Below are 15,052 nucleotides of genomic sequence, written 5' to 3'. Positions count from 1 at the left end.
CAAGGCCATGATTCACTTCCAGATCGACCAGCTCTACGACTGGATCAACGGCCTGCTGTGGCCTTTGTTCCGCATCGCCGGCCTGGTGGCTCTGGCGCCCGTGCTGGGGGAATCCTCCATCCCCGTCCGGGTGAAGATCGGCTTGTCCATTGTCATCACTCTGGTCGCCGCGCCGCTGGCGGGCCCGATGCCGGACATCGCGCCCGCCTCCTGGAGCGGCCTGCTGATCGCCGCGCAACAGGTGCTGATCGGCATGGCCCTGGGCCTGTGCATGCGGCTGGTCTTTACCGCCGCGATGATGGCGGGGGAATTCGTCGGGCTGCCGATGGGCCTGGCCTTCGCCTCGTTCTTCGACCCCGCCACCGGCGCCAACACGGCGGTGCTCTCGCGCCTGATCAATCTGGTCGCGATGCTGGTCTTCCTGGCGGTCAACGGCCACTTGCTGATGCTCGACGGCCTGATCCGCACCTTCGACCTGCTGCCTGTGGGAGCGCCGCTGATGACCGATGGCTGGGGCGCGCTGCTGGACTGGAGCGCGCAGATCTGGATTTCAGGCATCCTGCTGGCCTTGCCGCTGATTGTCGTGCTGCTGACGATCAACCTTTCGCTGGGCATCCTGAACCGCACGGCGCAACAACTGTCGGTGTTTGCCGTCGGTTTTCCGATCTCCCTGACGACGGGCCTGATCCTGCTGGCCATCGTGATTCCCCAGAGCGGAGACTTCCTGACCGGCCTGTTCGAAGGGGGCTATCAAGCCATGGCACGCATCGCCCGCAGCCTGGCGGGCTTGTAGCGTCGGGCGGCACGCGAGCCTCGCCCGCCGCCGTCCCCGCCATTGCTTAGTGCGACTTCTGCACCGGGTAGGTCACCCCGGGGATGACCCGGGTACCGGCCGGCAGCAATGGATTGGCCGCAGGCGGCGGGGGCTTGCTTGCAGCCGGTTTCCGGACCGGGTTTGTCTGCCTGGAAGGGGCCGCCTTGCCGGAAATCGACGCCGCCGGCGCAGCCGACGGCGGAATGGCCAAAGAAGCCGGTTCAATCTCCGGGACGGCCGGCACCGGGACCGTATCGGTGTCCGGCGATTGCGGAACCGTCGGCGCCGCCGTGGCCTGCGCAGGCACAGCCGCCGTCTGCCGGGCCGCCCGGTCGCGCTCGGCCTGCGCCGCGCGGTCGGCTTCTTCCGCGGTTCGAGGCCGCCGATTCAGCGGCAGATTGACGGAATCTTCCATGTGCTGGAATGTGCCGTCCGGGCCGAAGCGCAACCAGGCTTCCTGGCGGAAATAGACGGCATCCGTGGCAATCGTGCCTTTGTAGGCCCAGCGGGCCAATGTGGAACCGCCCTGCCGCCAGACATCCACCGGCGGTGCGCCCAGATAGCCGGACGCCTGATCCAGCGTGGTGCGACCCACGACGATCTGGTTCAAGCCGGCGGTATTGAAGGTGGTCCCGCTGGTTGTGCAGGCCGACAGCAATGCGACCGAGGCCGCCAGCACGGAGCGGCGCAGCCGGCGTGCACAAAGAAACGTCATGCTCAAAATTCCTCCCATTCGTCCTCGCCCGCCGCCTGGCGCGCAGAGGCCGCCGGTTGTGCGGCCGGCAGCCGCAGTGCCGCCCGGTCATGCCGGGGGGCGGCCGGCTCGGGCGCCGGAGCAGCAGGCGCCGGCTTGGCTGCCGGGTCCGCTGCCAGCGCCGGCGCGTTCGCAGCGGGCGCCCCGGCCGGCTGCGGTTCGTGATCGTGTCCGGCGGCGGCATCGTCCACCTGGAATACCGCCAGCGCCTGGCTGACCTCTTCCGCCAGGGATTCCAGAGACCCGGCCGATTCCGCCGCCTGCTGCACCAGCAAGGCATTTTGCTGTGTCACGGAGTCCATCTGCGCCACGGCCAGATTGATTTGGTCGATGCCCGAGGACTGCTCGATGGTGGCCGCGGTGATTTCGCTCATGATGTCGGACACGCGGGTGACCGCCTCGACGATTTCCCGCATGGTCTCGCCCGCCCGTTGCACCTGGGACGAACCCGCGCCGACCCGGTGGACGGAATCCTCGATCAAGGCCTTGATTTCCTTGGCGGCGCCTGCCGAGCGCTGGGCCAGTGCCCGGACTTCCCCGGCGACCACCGCAAAACCGCGGCCCTGTTCGCCGGCGCGGGCCGCCTCGACGGCGGCGTTCAGCGCCAGGATATTGGTCTGGAAGGCGATGCTGTCGATCACCCCCACGATATCCGAGATCTTCTGCGAACTGCCGGAAATGCCCTCCATGGTGGCGACGACCTCGCCCACCACCTCGCCGCCGCGCGAGGCCACCTGGGACGCGGTCTGCGCCAACTGATTGGCCTGCTGGGCATTGTCGGCATTCTGCTTGACCGTGCTGGCCAGCTCTTCCATGCTGGCCGCCGTCTGCTGCAGGGCCGCCGCCTGCTCGTCCGTGCGGCTGCTCAAGTCCAGGTTGCCCGCCGCAATGCGCTGGGCGCCGTCGGCCATCTGCCCCATCCGCCCCCGGACGCCGGAAATCATGGATTCCAGGCTGTCGCGCATCGCCTTCAGGCCGCGCAGCAGGGAGCCGATCTCGTCATGGGAGCGCGGCACGATGGACACGCGCAGATCGCCACTCGCGATCCGCTGCAGATGGCGCCCCACGGCCTGCAAAGGCCGCAACACCGTGCGGATCAAGGTCCGGTAGGCCAGCAGCGCCAGCACCACGGCGACGGCCAGCAGCGCCAGCATGCCGATATTGGCCCAATGGAACAGTTGAACCAGTTCGGCGCGCGAAGCCGCGCTGCGATCCTGGATGAACTTGTCGAACTGGCCGAATACCCGGTCCATGCCGCGCGCCGCGCTGCGCAGGCGACCGCGCTTCAGGGCCTCGAACCCCCTGGCATCCTGCTTGGCCGCGAAATCACGCAGATTTTCGACCTGGGTCCAGTAGTCGTTGAACGTCGCGTCCAGCATATGCTGGAGGTTTTCTCCTGTGGAGCCTGCCAGGGCGCCCGAGGCCTGCAGGGCCGCCATGCCCTCGCGCGAGCGCTGCAGGAGTTTGTCGGCCTGGTCCAGTTCCCAGAGACGCTGTTTTTCATTGGCAATGCCCAGTGCGCCGTCAACCTGGGTGGCGGCCTGTTGGGCGTAGATATACGCGTTCTTGACCTCGGAGTTGGCCTGAACGCCGATGGCCGACAATTGTCCCACCGTGCGCTGGCTTTCACGCTGGACGAACCAGGCGCTGCCCACCGCCGCAAAAGTCAGCAGGGACAACAACACCACGACCAGCGTAAGCCGGGCGCGCAAGGACAATGTCACGGAAATCTTCTTCATGTCGCCTCTACCATTTATAGGCCTCCCTAGCATGCCATGGCAGTGCCGGGATGCTTCCAAAGAAAATAGGGCCTTGTAGGCCCTATTCGTCGGGATTGCTCTCCCCCTCGGTCGGGGGGGTGGAGCGAGCCGGAATTGCCGAAGCAATCACGGTAAGCCGAATACCCGCCGGGGCGACCCCCGACGGAATCACGAATTGCGGTTGAACAAGCTCAGGCTCTGGATGGTCTGGAACGCGAGGCCCGCGCCCTCCAGCGCCATCTTGCGCAGGCTCAGTTGAGTCGAAGCTTCGTAATAATCCAGGTCTTCGATATTGGACAAGGCTTTGGCATAGCCCAGATTGCGCTGGCTGCCGGTATTTTCCAGGGCGGTCAGCTCGTTCATGCGCGCACCCACCGACGCGCGCACCGTCAGTACGTTGTCGTACAGCGTAGCCAGCTTCTGAGATGCCGTGTTGAGCATATTGCTCAGACCGGCCAGCGAGACGCTGTCACCCTGAGAGGGTTGCTCCAGCACATCGGCCAAATCCCCCAGCGCCTGAAACAGGTTGACGCTGGTCGAATGCTGCAGCGGTTCGACCGTGAAGAGATCCCCGTTGTCGGGTTCGCCCCTGATCTCCACGGTGGTGCCCACCCCCAAATCCAATGTTTTCTGGCTCGGGGTCCAATTGTGCGTTGTGGTCACCGCCGGCGTACCACCCACAAGATCCGTCGCCGTGACCGTATAAGTTGCCGGACTGGTGGTGGTATCGAATGCGATGCTGAATGAATACCGGGCGTCGGCATTACCCAGCGTATTGTCGACAATTGCGGCCTCACCCAGCACAGCCGTGCCGGTCTTGCCTCCTGCTGAATCCGCATTGGCCGGATCAGCCACCGACAGGTAGGCACGCGTGCCCGGCTGCGCACGTTCAAAGACATCGGCCCCCACATCACCGCCCGCAATCCGGCGGGTCTGGTCGGCCTGGATCAGGCGTTGCAACCCGTCGCCCATGTAGACCCCACTGTCGTCATAGGGCTTCACATCCCCCCGGGAGCCCGAAAAAAGGTATTGCCCATTGCCGTCGGTACTGTTGGCAATGCCCAAGGCCGTCATCTGGGCCTGACGCAACACACCAGCCAGCGTACCGCGATCCGCATCCGACATCGTCCCGTTGCCCGCTTCGACCAGCCGGGTGCGCACGTCCTGCAGCAGCAGGGTCAGGGAATTGAGCGCGTCTTCCTCGGTGCCCAGGTTCTGGTTGGCCACGGCCCGGTTGTCGGCATAGCGGGCGTTCAGCGCCTGCGATTGCGACAAGTTGATCGCCTGCGAGGCGCCCAGGGGGTCGTCGGCCGGGGTGACCATCTTCTGGCCCGTGCCGATCTGCTGGTACAGGTGCAGCAAGTCGGACTGCTGGGTGTTGATGGTCTTCAGGCCGGTCTGAAAAACGAGGCTGGAACTGATACGCATGATGAATTCCTGAAACGTTCGCGACTTAGTTGCGCAGGGCAAGCAGCGTGTCGAACAGCGTCGAAGCCGTATCGATCAGGCGCGCGGCGGCGCGGTACTGTTCCTGATACTGCTGCAGGCTGATGTACTCCTCGTCCAGGTTGACGCCGGAGACGGCCTGCTGGGCGGAAAAATTCTGGGCGATCAGGGTTTCCTGGGCCTTTTGCGCCGTGGTGTTCTGCTGGGTCTTGACCGCCACGCTGTTGACCAGTTGGGAGTAGGCCTCGTTCATGCTCATGGAGCCGTTGGCCAGCACCTTCTTGGAGCGCAGCGCCGCCAGCTCCAGGGCGTTGTCGCCATTGGCGGTGCCCGCGCCCGGCGCCGCAGCGGCGACCTTGGCCGGATCGGTGATCGCCACGGTCATGGCGGCCGCCGCCTCGCGCGTGGGCTGGATCAGCCAGCTATCGCCGGCGGCCGGCGCCATCCCCGCCGTATCGATCTCCACGCCGTCAAAGCTCAGGGTCGTGCCGGCGACCGTGGGCGTGAGCGACGTGCCCTCGGGCACCCGCGTCACGGTGTAGTTCGTGCCGTCGTACTCGACCCGGTAGTCTTGATTGGTGATCTGGGACAGACCGCCCGCCGCATACGCGGCCGCGGGGGTGCCGGCGCCCGCGCTGTTGGTCTCGTGACCGATGACCTTGGGCGTGCCGACCGTGAAGAAATCGACGCCCGGCGTGCCGGACAGATCCACACCCAGCTTGTGCTGGTCGTTGATGGCGACGGAAATCCCCAGGGCGATCCGGCCGAGGTCGTTCTGGGCGGCATCCAGCGCCCCGGAACGGAAGGCCAGCAGGCCGCCCAGCTTGCCGCCGGTGATCCGCGTATCGTCCATCTCGATGGGGATCGTGTTGCCCGAGGCATCCTTGGTGGTGTAATTCACCGCCAACCGGCCCGGATCGGCCTTGGAGGGATGGGCTTCCAGGTAATAGACGGAATCCCCGCCGAGCACGGTCTGGCCGTTGCCGATCGTCAGGCTGACGCGGTCGTCCTGCTCGTAGGCCTTGACGTCCACCAGTTGCCCAAGCTCGGCCACCAGCTGGTCGCGCTGATCCAGCAGGTCGTTGGGCGGCTGATCCGGGTTGGTGGCCTTGGCCGTGGTGATCTGGCGGTTCAGATCCTGGATGCGATCCAGATAGCTGTTGATCTGGGTGACGGTGGTGTCGATCTGGGTATTGACGTTATTGCGCTGGCTGTCCAGGAACGCATTGGCGTCGCGCAACTGGGCGGCCAGGCTGTTGGCCTGGCCGATCAGCTCCTGGCGGGCGGCCACGTCGGCGGGCGCCGAGGCCACCGCATCGAGACTATCGAAAAATTTCTGGATGCCTGGGGAAATGCCCACCGTGCGGTCGGCCACCAGATTGTTGATCTGGCTGATCTGATCGCCATAGGTCTTGAGGGAGGCGCCGCGCGTCAGGGAACTGGTGAGCTGGTTCTGCAGGAAATTATCGTAGGAACGCTGCACGCTGACGGCTTGCACGCCACGGCCGATCCAGCCGGCCGAGGTCGGCGTGGCCCCCGCCGTTTGCGACAGGACGGTCTGGCGGTTGTAGCCCGCGGTCGCGGCATTGTTGATGTTGTGCCCCGCCGTCTGCAGGCGGTTTTGCGCGACCAGAAGGCCCGCTTTGCCGAGATTCGCCAGATTCATATGCTGCAATCCTATCGGTTGCGGCCGCGCCGGATGGGCGCAAGCCGGAATTCTTCTCTGATCATAACGGCAGGCGCACCCGGAAATTTAGGGCGCGCGCAGGGGCGGCTGCCGCTCAACGGGCGTTGAAATACCCCATGATGGAGATCAGCTTGTCCGCATAGCCCGGATCGGTCGCATAACCGGCCTCCTGGATACGCCGGGCGGCGACTTCCGCCGAGGGCGCGTGGGCGACCTTGCCGTAGCGTTCGCTGTTGCCGATCAGTTCGGCATAATCCTGGAAAGACTCCGCATAAGACCCGTAGGCGCGAAACGGCTGCATCAGTTTGCGCGCCACGCCGTCATCGTACTCGGTCGTCATGACATGGACCACCTCGCCGTGCCAGGCGCTTCCGGCCTTGATCCCGAACAGGTTATGGCTGCTGCGGCCATCGGGGCGCAGGATCTCGCGTTCGCCCCAACCGGATTCCAGCGCCGCCTGGCTGAGGATCAGCTTGGCCGGCACGCCGCTGCGCCGGGCCGCCAACTCCGCCGCCGCACCCATGCGATCCACGAAAGCCCGGATGTGTTCCGGGGCGCCCTGGATGGCGCCGCCGATCCGGTCGCCCGCCCCGCCGCGCGCCAGCCGGTCGATCAGGCCGCCGATCGCATCCGCCACCTCGCGACGGCCTTCGCCGATTCGTGACTGCAGGCCCGGCAGACGCGAGCGCGCGGCCTCGGGGGGATTCGCCAAAGGATCCAGCGGCTGCGTCAGCACCCCGCCTCGCATCTGGGCCAGCAGGGCGTCCGCCAGCCCCAGGCCAGGGTTTGCCATCGCCAGCGCCGCCTGCTCGTCGCTGAGGCTCTGGGCCATGCGCGTTGCCTGGGAATCGAACAGCGAAGGCATCTGCGCCGACTGCTGGCGGGCCTGCTTGAGCATCATCTGGATGAAGATCGCCTCGAACTGGCGGGCGATCTCGCGCTGCGAGTCCTGGGCGGCCTCGCCCCCGGCCCGCACACCGCGCTTGAGCGTGTTCAGGCTGCTGAAGTCCAGCGCCGAAGGCAGGGCATCGGTACTGGGCAACGGGGTGTGCGAGACGAAACTCATGGCCGGCCTCAGATCACGTCCAGATCGGCGCGCAGCGCGCCGGCGCTTTTCAGGTTTTGCAGGATCGACAGCAGATCCTGCGGCGTCGCGCCCAAGGCGTTCAGGGCGCGCACCACATCGGCCAGGTTGGCGCTGGTGGTGACGCGCTGGATCGCGCCGCCCTCGCTGCGCATCTCGATCTGCGTATTCTGCGTCACGACCGTCTCGCCGCCGCCAAAGGGCGTGGTCGGCTGGCTGACCTGCTGCTGCGGGCTGATGGTGACCGACAGATTGCCGTAGGCGATGGCGGCCTCGTCGATGGTGACGGTGCGGTTCATCACCACCGATCCCGTCCGGGCGTTGATGACCACCCGGGCGCGGGCGGGCGGCAGGCTGACCTGCAGGTTTTCCACCTGGGACAGGAACGCAAGCTGGGCCTTGGGATCGGTCGGCGCCCGCAGCTCGATGGTGCGGCCATTGAGAGCGGTCGCCGTCTGCGCGCCGAACTTGCGGTTGAGCGCCGACACAACGTTCTGGGCGATGCCGAAATCGCTGCTGTTGAGCTCCAGGCGGACGGCCCCGTTCTGGGCGTAGGTGGTCGGGACGCCACGCTCGACGATGGCGCCGTCCGGAATGATGCCACCGTTCAACTGGTTGACCTGGACACTGGCGCCCCCTTGGGATGCGCCGGCGCCGCCCACCAGCAGATTGCCCTGAGCCAGGGCATAGACCTGGCCATTGGCGCCCTTCAGCGGCGTCATCAGCAGCGTGCCGCCGCGCAGGCTCTTGGCATTGCCCATGGACGACACCACCACGTCCAGACTCTGGCCTGGCTGGGCGAAAGCGGGCAGGCGCGCCGTCACCATGACGGCGGCGACGTTCTTGACCTGCATATTGGTGCCCTGGGGCACGGTCACGCCCAACTGGGACAGCATATTGGTCAGGCTCTGTTGGGTGAAAGGCGTCTGGCGCACTTGGTCGCCGCTGCCGTCCAGACCCACCACCAGGCCATAGCCGATCAACTGGTTTTCCCGCACGCCGGTAAAGGACGCCAGATCCTTGATGCGTTCGGCCGCGGCCCCCAGGGGAAACAACACGCCCAGGCACAGGGCCAGCACGCCGGCGGCCAGGCGGCGCATGAGAAAAGAAGTCGGAATCAACGGTGCGGCCATGGCGTCAGAACGGAGCGATATTGAGGAAGAAGCGCTGCAGCCAGCCCATGGTCTGGACTTCGTCCATCACGCCCTTGCTGCGGTATTCGATGCGGGCGTCGGCCACCTGGGTCGAGGCCACCGTGCCGTTGCCGGTGATCGAGCGCGGATCCACCACCCCGGAGAAGCGCACGTACTCGCTGCCCCGGTTGATGGCGATCTGTTTTTCCCCGGCGATCTGCAGATTGCCGTTGGGCAGCACACCGATCACGGTGGTCGTCAGCGTGCCGGTGAACAGGTTGTTGGCACTGCTGGACCCCGTGCCCTTGGATTGATTGCCGCTCGTGGCGTCGAAATTCTGCTTCGCCCCCAGATCCGTCGGCAGGAAAGCGGGGCTGGCGCCGATCCCCATGGAGGCGCTGCCGCTGCGATCGGTCGTGGTGTTGACGTTCTTGGCCGCGTTGGTCTTTTCCTGGATCACGATCGTGACGATGTCGCCCACGTTGCGCGGCCGGCGGTCCTCGAACAAAGGATAGTTGCCGTAGGCGGTGGGCTGGTAGATGGACCCATTGGCCTGCGCCATCGGCATCTCCGGCGGCGGCGGAGGCGCGCTCAGCGGCCCCGTGACGATCGGCTCGGGCGGCACCAGCGCGCACCCGGACAGCACCAGCGTCAGCGTCGCCGCCCACGCGCCTGCCAAACGACGCAATCCCTTCATGGACATCCTGATTACAACTGGGTCAAACGGGCAAGCATCTGGTCGGACGTCTGCACCGCCTTGCTGTTCATTTCAAAGGCGCGCTGGGTGGTGATCATGTTCACCAGTTCTTCGGCCACATTGACGTTGGACGTCTCGACATAGTTCTGCAGCAGGACGCCCGCGCCATCCAGGCCAGGCTGCAGCAGGTTGGCCGGCCCCGAGGCATCCGTCTCGGCGTACAGGTTTTCACCCATGCTCTGCAGGCCAGTCGGGTTGATGAAGGTCGCCAATTGCAATTGGCCGACCTCGACATTGGTGCCGGTCGCCCCCGGCTGCGTCACGGACACCGTGCCGTCGCGCGCGATCGTGATGGACAGGGCATTGTCGGGGATATTGATGCCGGGCTGGATGGGATAGCCGCCCGCCGTCACCAGCATGCCGTTCTGGTCGCGCTGGATGCTGCCGTCGCGCGTGTAGGCGAACGACCCGTCGGGCATTTCCACCTGCAGAAAGCCGTTGCCCTGGATGGCGACGTCCAGCGTATTGCCGGTTTCCTTCACATTGCCCTGCGTGTGGATGCGCTCGGTGGCCACCACGCGCGCGCCAGTGCCGATCTGCAGGCCCGACGGCAACTGGTTGGCCGCGCCGACGGTGGCGCCGGGCTGGCGCAAGGTCTGGGACAGCAGATCCTCGAACACGGCGCGGCTGCGCTTGAAGCCCGTCGTGTTGACGTTGGCCAGGTTGTTGGAAATCACGTCCATGCTGGTCTGCTGGGTTTCCAGACCGGTCTTGGCGATCCACAGGGAACGTATCATGTCACTGGGTCCTGTTCAGGGGCGCCGGGCTCAGCCCGCCGCCGAAAGAATCGAATTGCCGCGTTCTTCGTTGGTGCTGGCATTCTTGATGACCTGCATCTGCTGCTCGAACTGACGGGCGTTGGAAATCATGGCCACCATCATGGCGGCCGGATTGACGTTGCTTTTTTCGATGAAGCCGGGGGCGATCTTCACGGCCTCGTCCGGCTGGACGGGCTGGCCGCCGGCCATGCGGAACAGGCCATCGTCGCCGCGCACCAACTGGTCCGTGGGCGGGTTGACCAGCTTCAGTTGCGCCAGCAACTGGATGTCGCGCGGGTTGTCGCCCGCACCCAGGGCGCTGATCTGGCCGTCCGTGGCGAACGTGATGCTGCCGCGTTCGGGAACCTCGATGGGCTGGCCGTCGGCCGACAGCACCGGCAACCCGGTGTGCGTGACCAGTTGGTTTTCCTGGTTGACGGCGAATTCACCCGCGCGGGTATAGGCTTCGCCCTGGGGCGTCTGCACAGCGAACCAGCCGTCTCCGGCAATGGCCGCATCCAGGGCATGCCCGGTCTCGGCCATGATGCCCTGGCGAAAATGGCTGCCCGGGGTGGAGGCCACGGTGCTGACGCGGGTGGGCAGTTCGCCCGCCTGGGGCACCACCGGCACGGACCGGTAGATCGCCATCTGCTCGCGGAACCCGGTCGTGGCCACGTTGGCCATGTTGTTGGAGATGACCGACTGCTGTTCCAGGATGCGGGCGGCGCCGTTGGAGGCCGTGTAGAGGATGCGATCCATGCCGGGCTATCCGCTTAGCGCATGGTGATCAAGGTCTGCAGGATCTGGTCCTGCGTCTTGATCGTCTGGGCGTTGGCCTGGTAGGTGCGCTGGGCGATGATCATGTTGACCAGTTCCTGGGACATATCCACGTTGGATTCTTCCACCGCCTGGCCCTTGATGACGGCCAGGCCGTTGCTGCCCGGCGTGCCGAAGATCGGCTGGCCGGAATTGGCGGTCTCGGCCCAGGCGTTGCCGCCCACCGGCTGCAGGCCCTGCAGGTTGGAGAAATCGGCCAGAGCCAGCGTGCCCATGACCTGCTTTTCGCCGTTGGTGTAGTTGGCGATCAGCTCGCCGTTCGAGCCGATGGACATGCTGGCGTATTCGCCGGTGGCGAAGCCGTTCTGCACGAAGTCCTGGGAATAGCTGCCGCCGAACTGGGTGGAGCCGTCATAACTCACCACGATGTTCACCGGAGCGGCCGGGGACGTGCCCCCACCCGGCGTGAATGTGATCGCGGTGGGCGAACCTCCCACGAGCCGGCCGGCGCTGTCGAAAGACAAGGTCGCCGTATTCGCCGGCGGCACGGGAGGCACGCCGTCAACCACGTAATTGACTTCCCAAATACTGTTGCCACCAACCGGCTCGCGCTTGGTGTAGTACTGCTCGACGCGGTGTTCGTTCCCCAGAGAGTCATAGACGGTCAGCGGAACCATCTTCGAGAAGGAGTCGGAATTGGAGGGATCGAAGACAACTGCAGGCTGCGCAGGCACATAGGCCACATTACTTCCGGTCGAGGGAATCGCGACGTCCGGCACTCCCCCTGCAACATTAACCGCTACCGCAGGAGTCCCTGTTGTATACGCGCCGTCCGCCGGTATCGCTGCCGTCGTTCCTGCCGCATCGCTGTACCAATCATTAGTCGCAGGCCGATAGTAATACGTCGTATCGACGCCCCCTTGCGTCAGTACAACCCTTGCCAAAATTTCAGAAGTGGGGGGCACCACATCCGCATTCGCATCCAGGTTGACCTTGTTGGCCAGCGTGCTGGTCGCCTGGGGCGCGATGTTGCCCACCGGCACGGTCATGCCGATCAGGTTGGTGCCGCCCGGGGCGTAGCCCATGAGCTGCTGGCCCTGGGCGTTGACGATGCGGTGGTCCTTGTCGGCCAGGAACTGGCCGTTGCGGGTGTAGAGCATGGCGCCGTTGGGCTGGGTCACCACGAACATGCCCTTGGCGCCGTCGATGGCCATGTCGAACTGGTTGCCCGACGTGGACACGATCCCGGTGGTGAACCGCTGGTTGATGGACGCGACCTGCACGCCCAGGCCGACACGCGAACTGGCGTAGACGTCGGCGAAGGTGGCCGAGCCGGCCTTGAACCCGACGGTGCCGGAGTTGGCGATGTTGTTGCCGATGACGTCCAGGTTTTGCGAGGCGGCGTTCAATCCGCTGAGACCTTGTCCGAAACCCATGGTTGACCTCTTTTCAGTGCGTGGTGCGTTGATTCGTGGAAACGACGGCGCATCCCGCGCCCGCCGTCTGGATTACATGACTTGCCGGATATCCAGCAGGGAAATCTTTTGCCCCAGGGCCAGGTTCAGCTTCAGGCCCTCGGAAGTATAGGCAATGCTGTTGATGTGGCCTGCGGTCAGCGCTTCGGCCGAGACCGGCTTGCCATCGGCATCGGAAGCCGCTACCTGGACGGTGTAGGCGCCGTCCGGCGCCGGGGCGCCCGCCGCATCCAGGCCGTCCCAGCTCAGCGGGTAGATGCCGGCGCCCTGGGCCTCGTATTCGTATTCGCGCACGACCTTGCCGGTGGAATCCAGGATCGAAACCTTGGTCTTGGCCGCATCGGACATCAGGTCGATCCCGAAGGCCGTGGCGGTCTTGGCACCGGTATCCGGATTGCTACCCAAGGAGATTTTTTCGCCCGGATAGAGGACATCCTTGCCGATCAGGCCCGCCGCCTGAAGCGATTGGGACATATCCATCTGGCCGGACAGCGCCAGCAGCGTATTGTTCAGGCCCTGGATGCCATTGACCATGGACAATTGCGCAATCTGCGAGGTGACCTCGGCGTTGTCCATGGGATTCAGGGGGTCCTGATTCTGCAGTTGCGTGACCAGCAGCGTGAGGAACCGGTCCTGGGTGTCGCCCATCAGGTTCTTGGTCTGCGCATTGGCCAGCGCGGAGGCGGCGTTCGAACCGTAGACGTCGTTAACGGTGGACATGAGAGGACTCCTTTATTGACCCAGGGTGAGGGTCTTGGCCATCAGCGTCTTGGCCGTGTTGATGACTTCGACGTTGGCCTGATACGAACGCGAGGCGGAAATCATGTTGACGGTCTCGGCGACGACATCGACATTGGGCAGGGTGACGTAGCCCTGGGCATCGGCCAGGGGGTTGCCGGGGTCGTACTGGATGCGCGGGGGGGCGTTGCTCTCGAGGACCGAAGCGACCTGCACACCGCCGACCGCCTCCGAACGGGCGGAGGGCGTCATCTGGAACACCACCTGGCGCGCCTTGTAGGGTTGGCCGTCGGGGCCGACGGCGCTGTCGGCGTTGGCGATATTGCTGGCTGACACGTTCATGCGCTGCGACTGGGCCGACAGCGCCGAACCGGCAATCTGGAAGATACTGAAAGTGGACATGGCGGTTTCCGTGGCGCGGCCGGTTATTGCTGGATCGCAGCCAGCAAGGACTTGATGCGCCCGTTGAGGACCTGGAGATCCGCCTGGTAGCGCATGGTGTTGTCTGCAAACTGCACGCGTTCGGTGTTCATTTCGACCGTGTTGCCATCGAGGCTGGGCTGGGTCGGCACGCGGTACAGTTCTCGGGCGGGTCCGTTGGTATGGGCCTGGGCGGGAATATGGCGCGCCGAGGTCAGCGTCAGTGAGGTATCCGGCAGGCGCGGCAGGCCGCCTTCGCCCATGGCCTCGCGCAAGGTGGCGTTGAAATCGATGTCGCGCGCCTTGTAGTGGGGCGTGTCGGCATTGGCGATGTTGGACGCCAGGATTTCCTGCCGCTGCTGGCGCAGGGCCAGCGCTTTCTGGTAGAACTCGAAGTCCTTGCCGATTCGATCGATCATGGCTTTATACGGAAACGGATGAACAGGGTGCGCTGCCACCGTTGCACCAAATGATCCCCCGACCATTCGCGGCTTTTTCGCACGCCACCATAGTACGGTCCGCACCAGGGGGATAAACGCCAAAACAAAGCAGGGTTTGAAGCCCTATTCGGCTGATGCGCCCCCGACAAACGGCAGCGCCGGGCGGCCTCGCGGGGACGGCATCCCCTACAATAAGGGCCATGCGCGCATCCCGATTCCTGCCGTTCCTGCTGCTGGCCGCCGCCCTGCCGGGGCTGGCGCACGCCCAGACCGCACGTCCCGCCCTGCAGGATCCGGCCGCCGTCGTCGCCCAGGTCGAGGGCCTGCTGCAAGAGCGGGCCGCCTCCTGGCCAGGCCGCGCGGTCATCACCGTAGAGCCTCCCCGCATCGTGAACCAACAGGCCTGCGAACGCATGGAGGTCTTTCTGGCCGGATCGGGCCTGCAATCGCGCACCCCGGTCGGGGTGCGCTGCCTGGCGCCGCAGCCCTGGACGCTCTACGTCCAGGCCAGCATCCGGATCCTGGGGCCCTATTTCGTCGCCAACCGCCTGATCCGGCGCGGCGAGGTCCTGAGCCTGGACGATCTCGACACGCGCGAGGGCGACCTCCTGCGCAACCGGCGGCTGCTCGGCGATCCGGCCCATATCGTCGGCTGGATCGCCACACGCCGCATCCGCGCCGGCGGCGCGATCGAATCCAGCGCGCTGCGCGACCCGAACGCCATCGAACGGGGCCAGCAGGTCCGCACCATTGCACGCGGCGTCGGCTTTGTCGCCACCAGCGAAGGCCAGGCACTGGAATCCGGCAGCCCCGGCGCACAGATCCAGGTGCGCACTCCCGGGGGGCAGATCATCACCGGCACGGTGATCGACGCCCACACGGTCCAGGTTATGATGTAAGGGCGGAGCGCCGTCCGCCTGACACCTTGCCGGAAAAGCGGCCCTAAAGAATCCACCCGGCCTGCCGTTACGAGGGAGGCACCAATGATCCTTCCCACCCACCCGGAGAC

Annotated in this window: 15 protein-coding genes; 2 read left to right on the top strand and 13 right to left on the bottom strand. The window is 65.5% G+C overall.

Annotation, left to right across the window (positions count from 1 at the left end; translation table 11 throughout):
* Positions 1-7 precede the first annotated feature (7 nt).
* Entirely contained in the window at positions 8-793 is a 786-nt protein-coding gene (gene fliR / locus ABRZ00_RS10735; RefSeq protein WP_368639262.1) for a flagellar biosynthetic protein FliR, read from the top strand.
* A 46-nt stretch (positions 794-839) separates the two neighbouring features.
* Here fliR and ABRZ00_RS10730 read toward each other — a convergent pair whose 3' ends face one another.
* From ABRZ00_RS10730 to flgB, 13 genes are all read right to left on the bottom strand, one after another.
* On the bottom strand, positions 840-1,529 hold the full coding sequence (locus ABRZ00_RS10730; RefSeq protein WP_368642028.1) for a hypothetical protein: 690 nt from the start codon (positions 1,527-1,529) through the stop codon (positions 840-842).
* A 2-nt stretch (positions 1,530-1,531) separates the two neighbouring features.
* Complete coding sequence (locus tag ABRZ00_RS10725; RefSeq protein WP_368647694.1) at positions 1,532-3,307, bottom strand: methyl-accepting chemotaxis protein; 1,776 nt, start codon at positions 3,305-3,307, stop codon at positions 1,532-1,534.
* 189 nt (positions 3,308-3,496) lie between these two features.
* Positions 3,497-4,756 (bottom strand): flagellar hook-associated protein FlgL, encoded by a 1,260-nt coding sequence (gene flgL, locus ABRZ00_RS10720; protein ID WP_368642030.1) that lies wholly within the window; start codon positions 4,754-4,756, stop codon positions 3,497-3,499.
* A gap of 25 nt (positions 4,757-4,781) precedes the next feature.
* Complete coding sequence (flgK, locus tag ABRZ00_RS10715; RefSeq protein ID WP_368639266.1) at positions 4,782-6,440, bottom strand: flagellar hook-associated protein FlgK; 1,659 nt, start codon at positions 6,438-6,440, stop codon at positions 4,782-4,784.
* Positions 6,441-6,555: 115 nt separating this feature from the next.
* The gene (gene flgJ / locus ABRZ00_RS10710; RefSeq protein ID WP_368642031.1) at positions 6,556-7,527 is read right to left on the bottom strand and encodes a flagellar assembly peptidoglycan hydrolase FlgJ; all 972 of its coding nucleotides are present in this window, start codon (positions 7,525-7,527) and stop codon (positions 6,556-6,558) included.
* A gap of 8 nt (positions 7,528-7,535) precedes the next feature.
* Positions 7,536-8,678: a flagellar basal body P-ring protein FlgI gene (locus tag ABRZ00_RS10705; RefSeq protein ID WP_368642032.1), complete on the bottom strand. Its 1,143-nt coding sequence runs from the start codon at positions 8,676-8,678 to the stop codon at positions 7,536-7,538.
* Between the two features lie 4 nt (positions 8,679-8,682).
* Positions 8,683-9,381, bottom strand: a complete 699-nt coding sequence (locus tag ABRZ00_RS10700) for a flagellar basal body L-ring protein FlgH (RefSeq protein WP_368642033.1) — start codon at positions 9,379-9,381, stop codon at positions 8,683-8,685.
* 5 nt (positions 9,382-9,386) lie between these two features.
* Positions 9,387-10,172, bottom strand: a complete 786-nt coding sequence (flgG, locus tag ABRZ00_RS10695) for a flagellar basal-body rod protein FlgG (protein ID WP_343839108.1) — start codon at positions 10,170-10,172, stop codon at positions 9,387-9,389.
* Positions 10,173-10,202: 30 nt separating this feature from the next.
* Entirely contained in the window at positions 10,203-10,952 is a 750-nt protein-coding gene (flgF, locus tag ABRZ00_RS10690) for a flagellar basal-body rod protein FlgF (RefSeq protein ID WP_368642034.1), read from the bottom strand.
* A 14-nt stretch (positions 10,953-10,966) separates the two neighbouring features.
* Positions 10,967-12,406: a flagellar hook-basal body complex protein gene (locus ABRZ00_RS10685; protein ID WP_368642035.1), complete on the bottom strand. Its 1,440-nt coding sequence runs from the start codon at positions 12,404-12,406 to the stop codon at positions 10,967-10,969.
* Positions 12,407-12,478: 72 nt separating this feature from the next.
* A complete protein-coding gene (locus tag ABRZ00_RS10680) occupies positions 12,479-13,165 on the bottom strand; it encodes a flagellar hook capping FlgD N-terminal domain-containing protein (RefSeq protein ID WP_368639270.1) in 687 nt (228 codons plus the stop codon).
* A gap of 12 nt (positions 13,166-13,177) precedes the next feature.
* Positions 13,178-13,585, bottom strand: coding sequence for a flagellar basal body rod protein FlgC (gene flgC / locus ABRZ00_RS10675; RefSeq protein ID WP_343839100.1), 408 nt, complete (start codon positions 13,583-13,585; stop codon positions 13,178-13,180).
* Between the two features lie 23 nt (positions 13,586-13,608).
* Positions 13,609-14,022, bottom strand: coding sequence for a flagellar basal body rod protein FlgB (gene flgB, locus ABRZ00_RS10670; RefSeq protein ID WP_343839098.1), 414 nt, complete (start codon positions 14,020-14,022; stop codon positions 13,609-13,611).
* Between the two features lie 221 nt (positions 14,023-14,243).
* Between flgB and flgA the strand changes: the two genes are divergently transcribed.
* Complete coding sequence (gene flgA, locus ABRZ00_RS10665; protein ID WP_368642036.1) at positions 14,244-14,942, top strand: flagellar basal body P-ring formation chaperone FlgA; 699 nt, start codon at positions 14,244-14,246, stop codon at positions 14,940-14,942.
* The last annotated feature ends 110 nt before the right edge of the window (positions 14,943-15,052 follow it).

It is taken from the genome of Castellaniella ginsengisoli (assembly GCF_040955415.1).
In the GTDB taxonomy this organism is placed as follows: Bacteria; Pseudomonadota; Gammaproteobacteria; order Burkholderiales; family Burkholderiaceae_B; genus Castellaniella; species Castellaniella ginsengisoli.
The sequence above is the reverse complement of the archived record's forward strand: the minus strand, read 5'-3'. Positions and strand labels throughout refer to the sequence as shown.

Excerpts from the sequence above, each read along its gene's own strand:
- flgL (WP_368642030.1), bottom strand. The coding sequence starts at position 4,756 with ATGCGTATCAGTTCCAGCCTCGTTTTTCAGACCGGCCTGAAGACCATC.
- ABRZ00_RS10680 (WP_368639270.1), bottom strand. The coding sequence starts at position 13,165 with ATGTCCACCGTTAACGACGTCTACGGTTCGAACGCCGCCTCCGCGCTG.
- fliR (WP_368639262.1), top strand. The coding sequence starts at position 8 with ATGATTCACTTCCAGATCGACCAGCTCTACGACTGGATCAACGGCCTG.
- flgF (WP_368642034.1), bottom strand. The coding sequence starts at position 10,952 with ATGGATCGCATCCTCTACACGGCCTCCAACGGCGCCGCCCGCATCCTG.
- flgG (WP_343839108.1), bottom strand. The coding sequence starts at position 10,172 with ATGATACGTTCCCTGTGGATCGCCAAGACCGGTCTGGAAACCCAGCAG.
- ABRZ00_RS10730 (WP_368642028.1), bottom strand. The coding sequence starts at position 1,529 with ATGACGTTTCTTTGTGCACGCCGGCTGCGCCGCTCCGTGCTGGCGGCC.
- flgC (WP_343839100.1), bottom strand. The coding sequence starts at position 13,585 with ATGTCCACTTTCAGTATCTTCCAGATTGCCGGTTCGGCGCTGTCGGCC.
- flgB (WP_343839098.1), bottom strand. The coding sequence starts at position 14,022 with ATGATCGATCGAATCGGCAAGGACTTCGAGTTCTACCAGAAAGCGCTG.
- ABRZ00_RS10725 (WP_368647694.1), bottom strand. The coding sequence starts at position 3,307 with ATGAAGAAGATTTCCGTGACATTGTCCTTGCGCGCCCGGCTTACGCTG.
- flgA (WP_368642036.1), top strand. The coding sequence starts at position 14,244 with ATGCGCGCATCCCGATTCCTGCCGTTCCTGCTGCTGGCCGCCGCCCTG.
- ABRZ00_RS10705 (WP_368642032.1), bottom strand. The coding sequence starts at position 8,678 with ATGGCCGCACCGTTGATTCCGACTTCTTTTCTCATGCGCCGCCTGGCC.
- flgJ (WP_368642031.1), bottom strand. The coding sequence starts at position 7,527 with ATGAGTTTCGTCTCGCACACCCCGTTGCCCAGTACCGATGCCCTGCCT.
- ABRZ00_RS10700 (WP_368642033.1), bottom strand. The coding sequence starts at position 9,381 with ATGTCCATGAAGGGATTGCGTCGTTTGGCAGGCGCGTGGGCGGCGACG.
- flgK (WP_368639266.1), bottom strand. The coding sequence starts at position 6,440 with ATGAATCTGGCGAATCTCGGCAAAGCGGGCCTTCTGGTCGCGCAAAAC.
- ABRZ00_RS10685 (WP_368642035.1), bottom strand. The coding sequence starts at position 12,406 with ATGGGTTTCGGACAAGGTCTCAGCGGATTGAACGCCGCCTCGCAAAAC.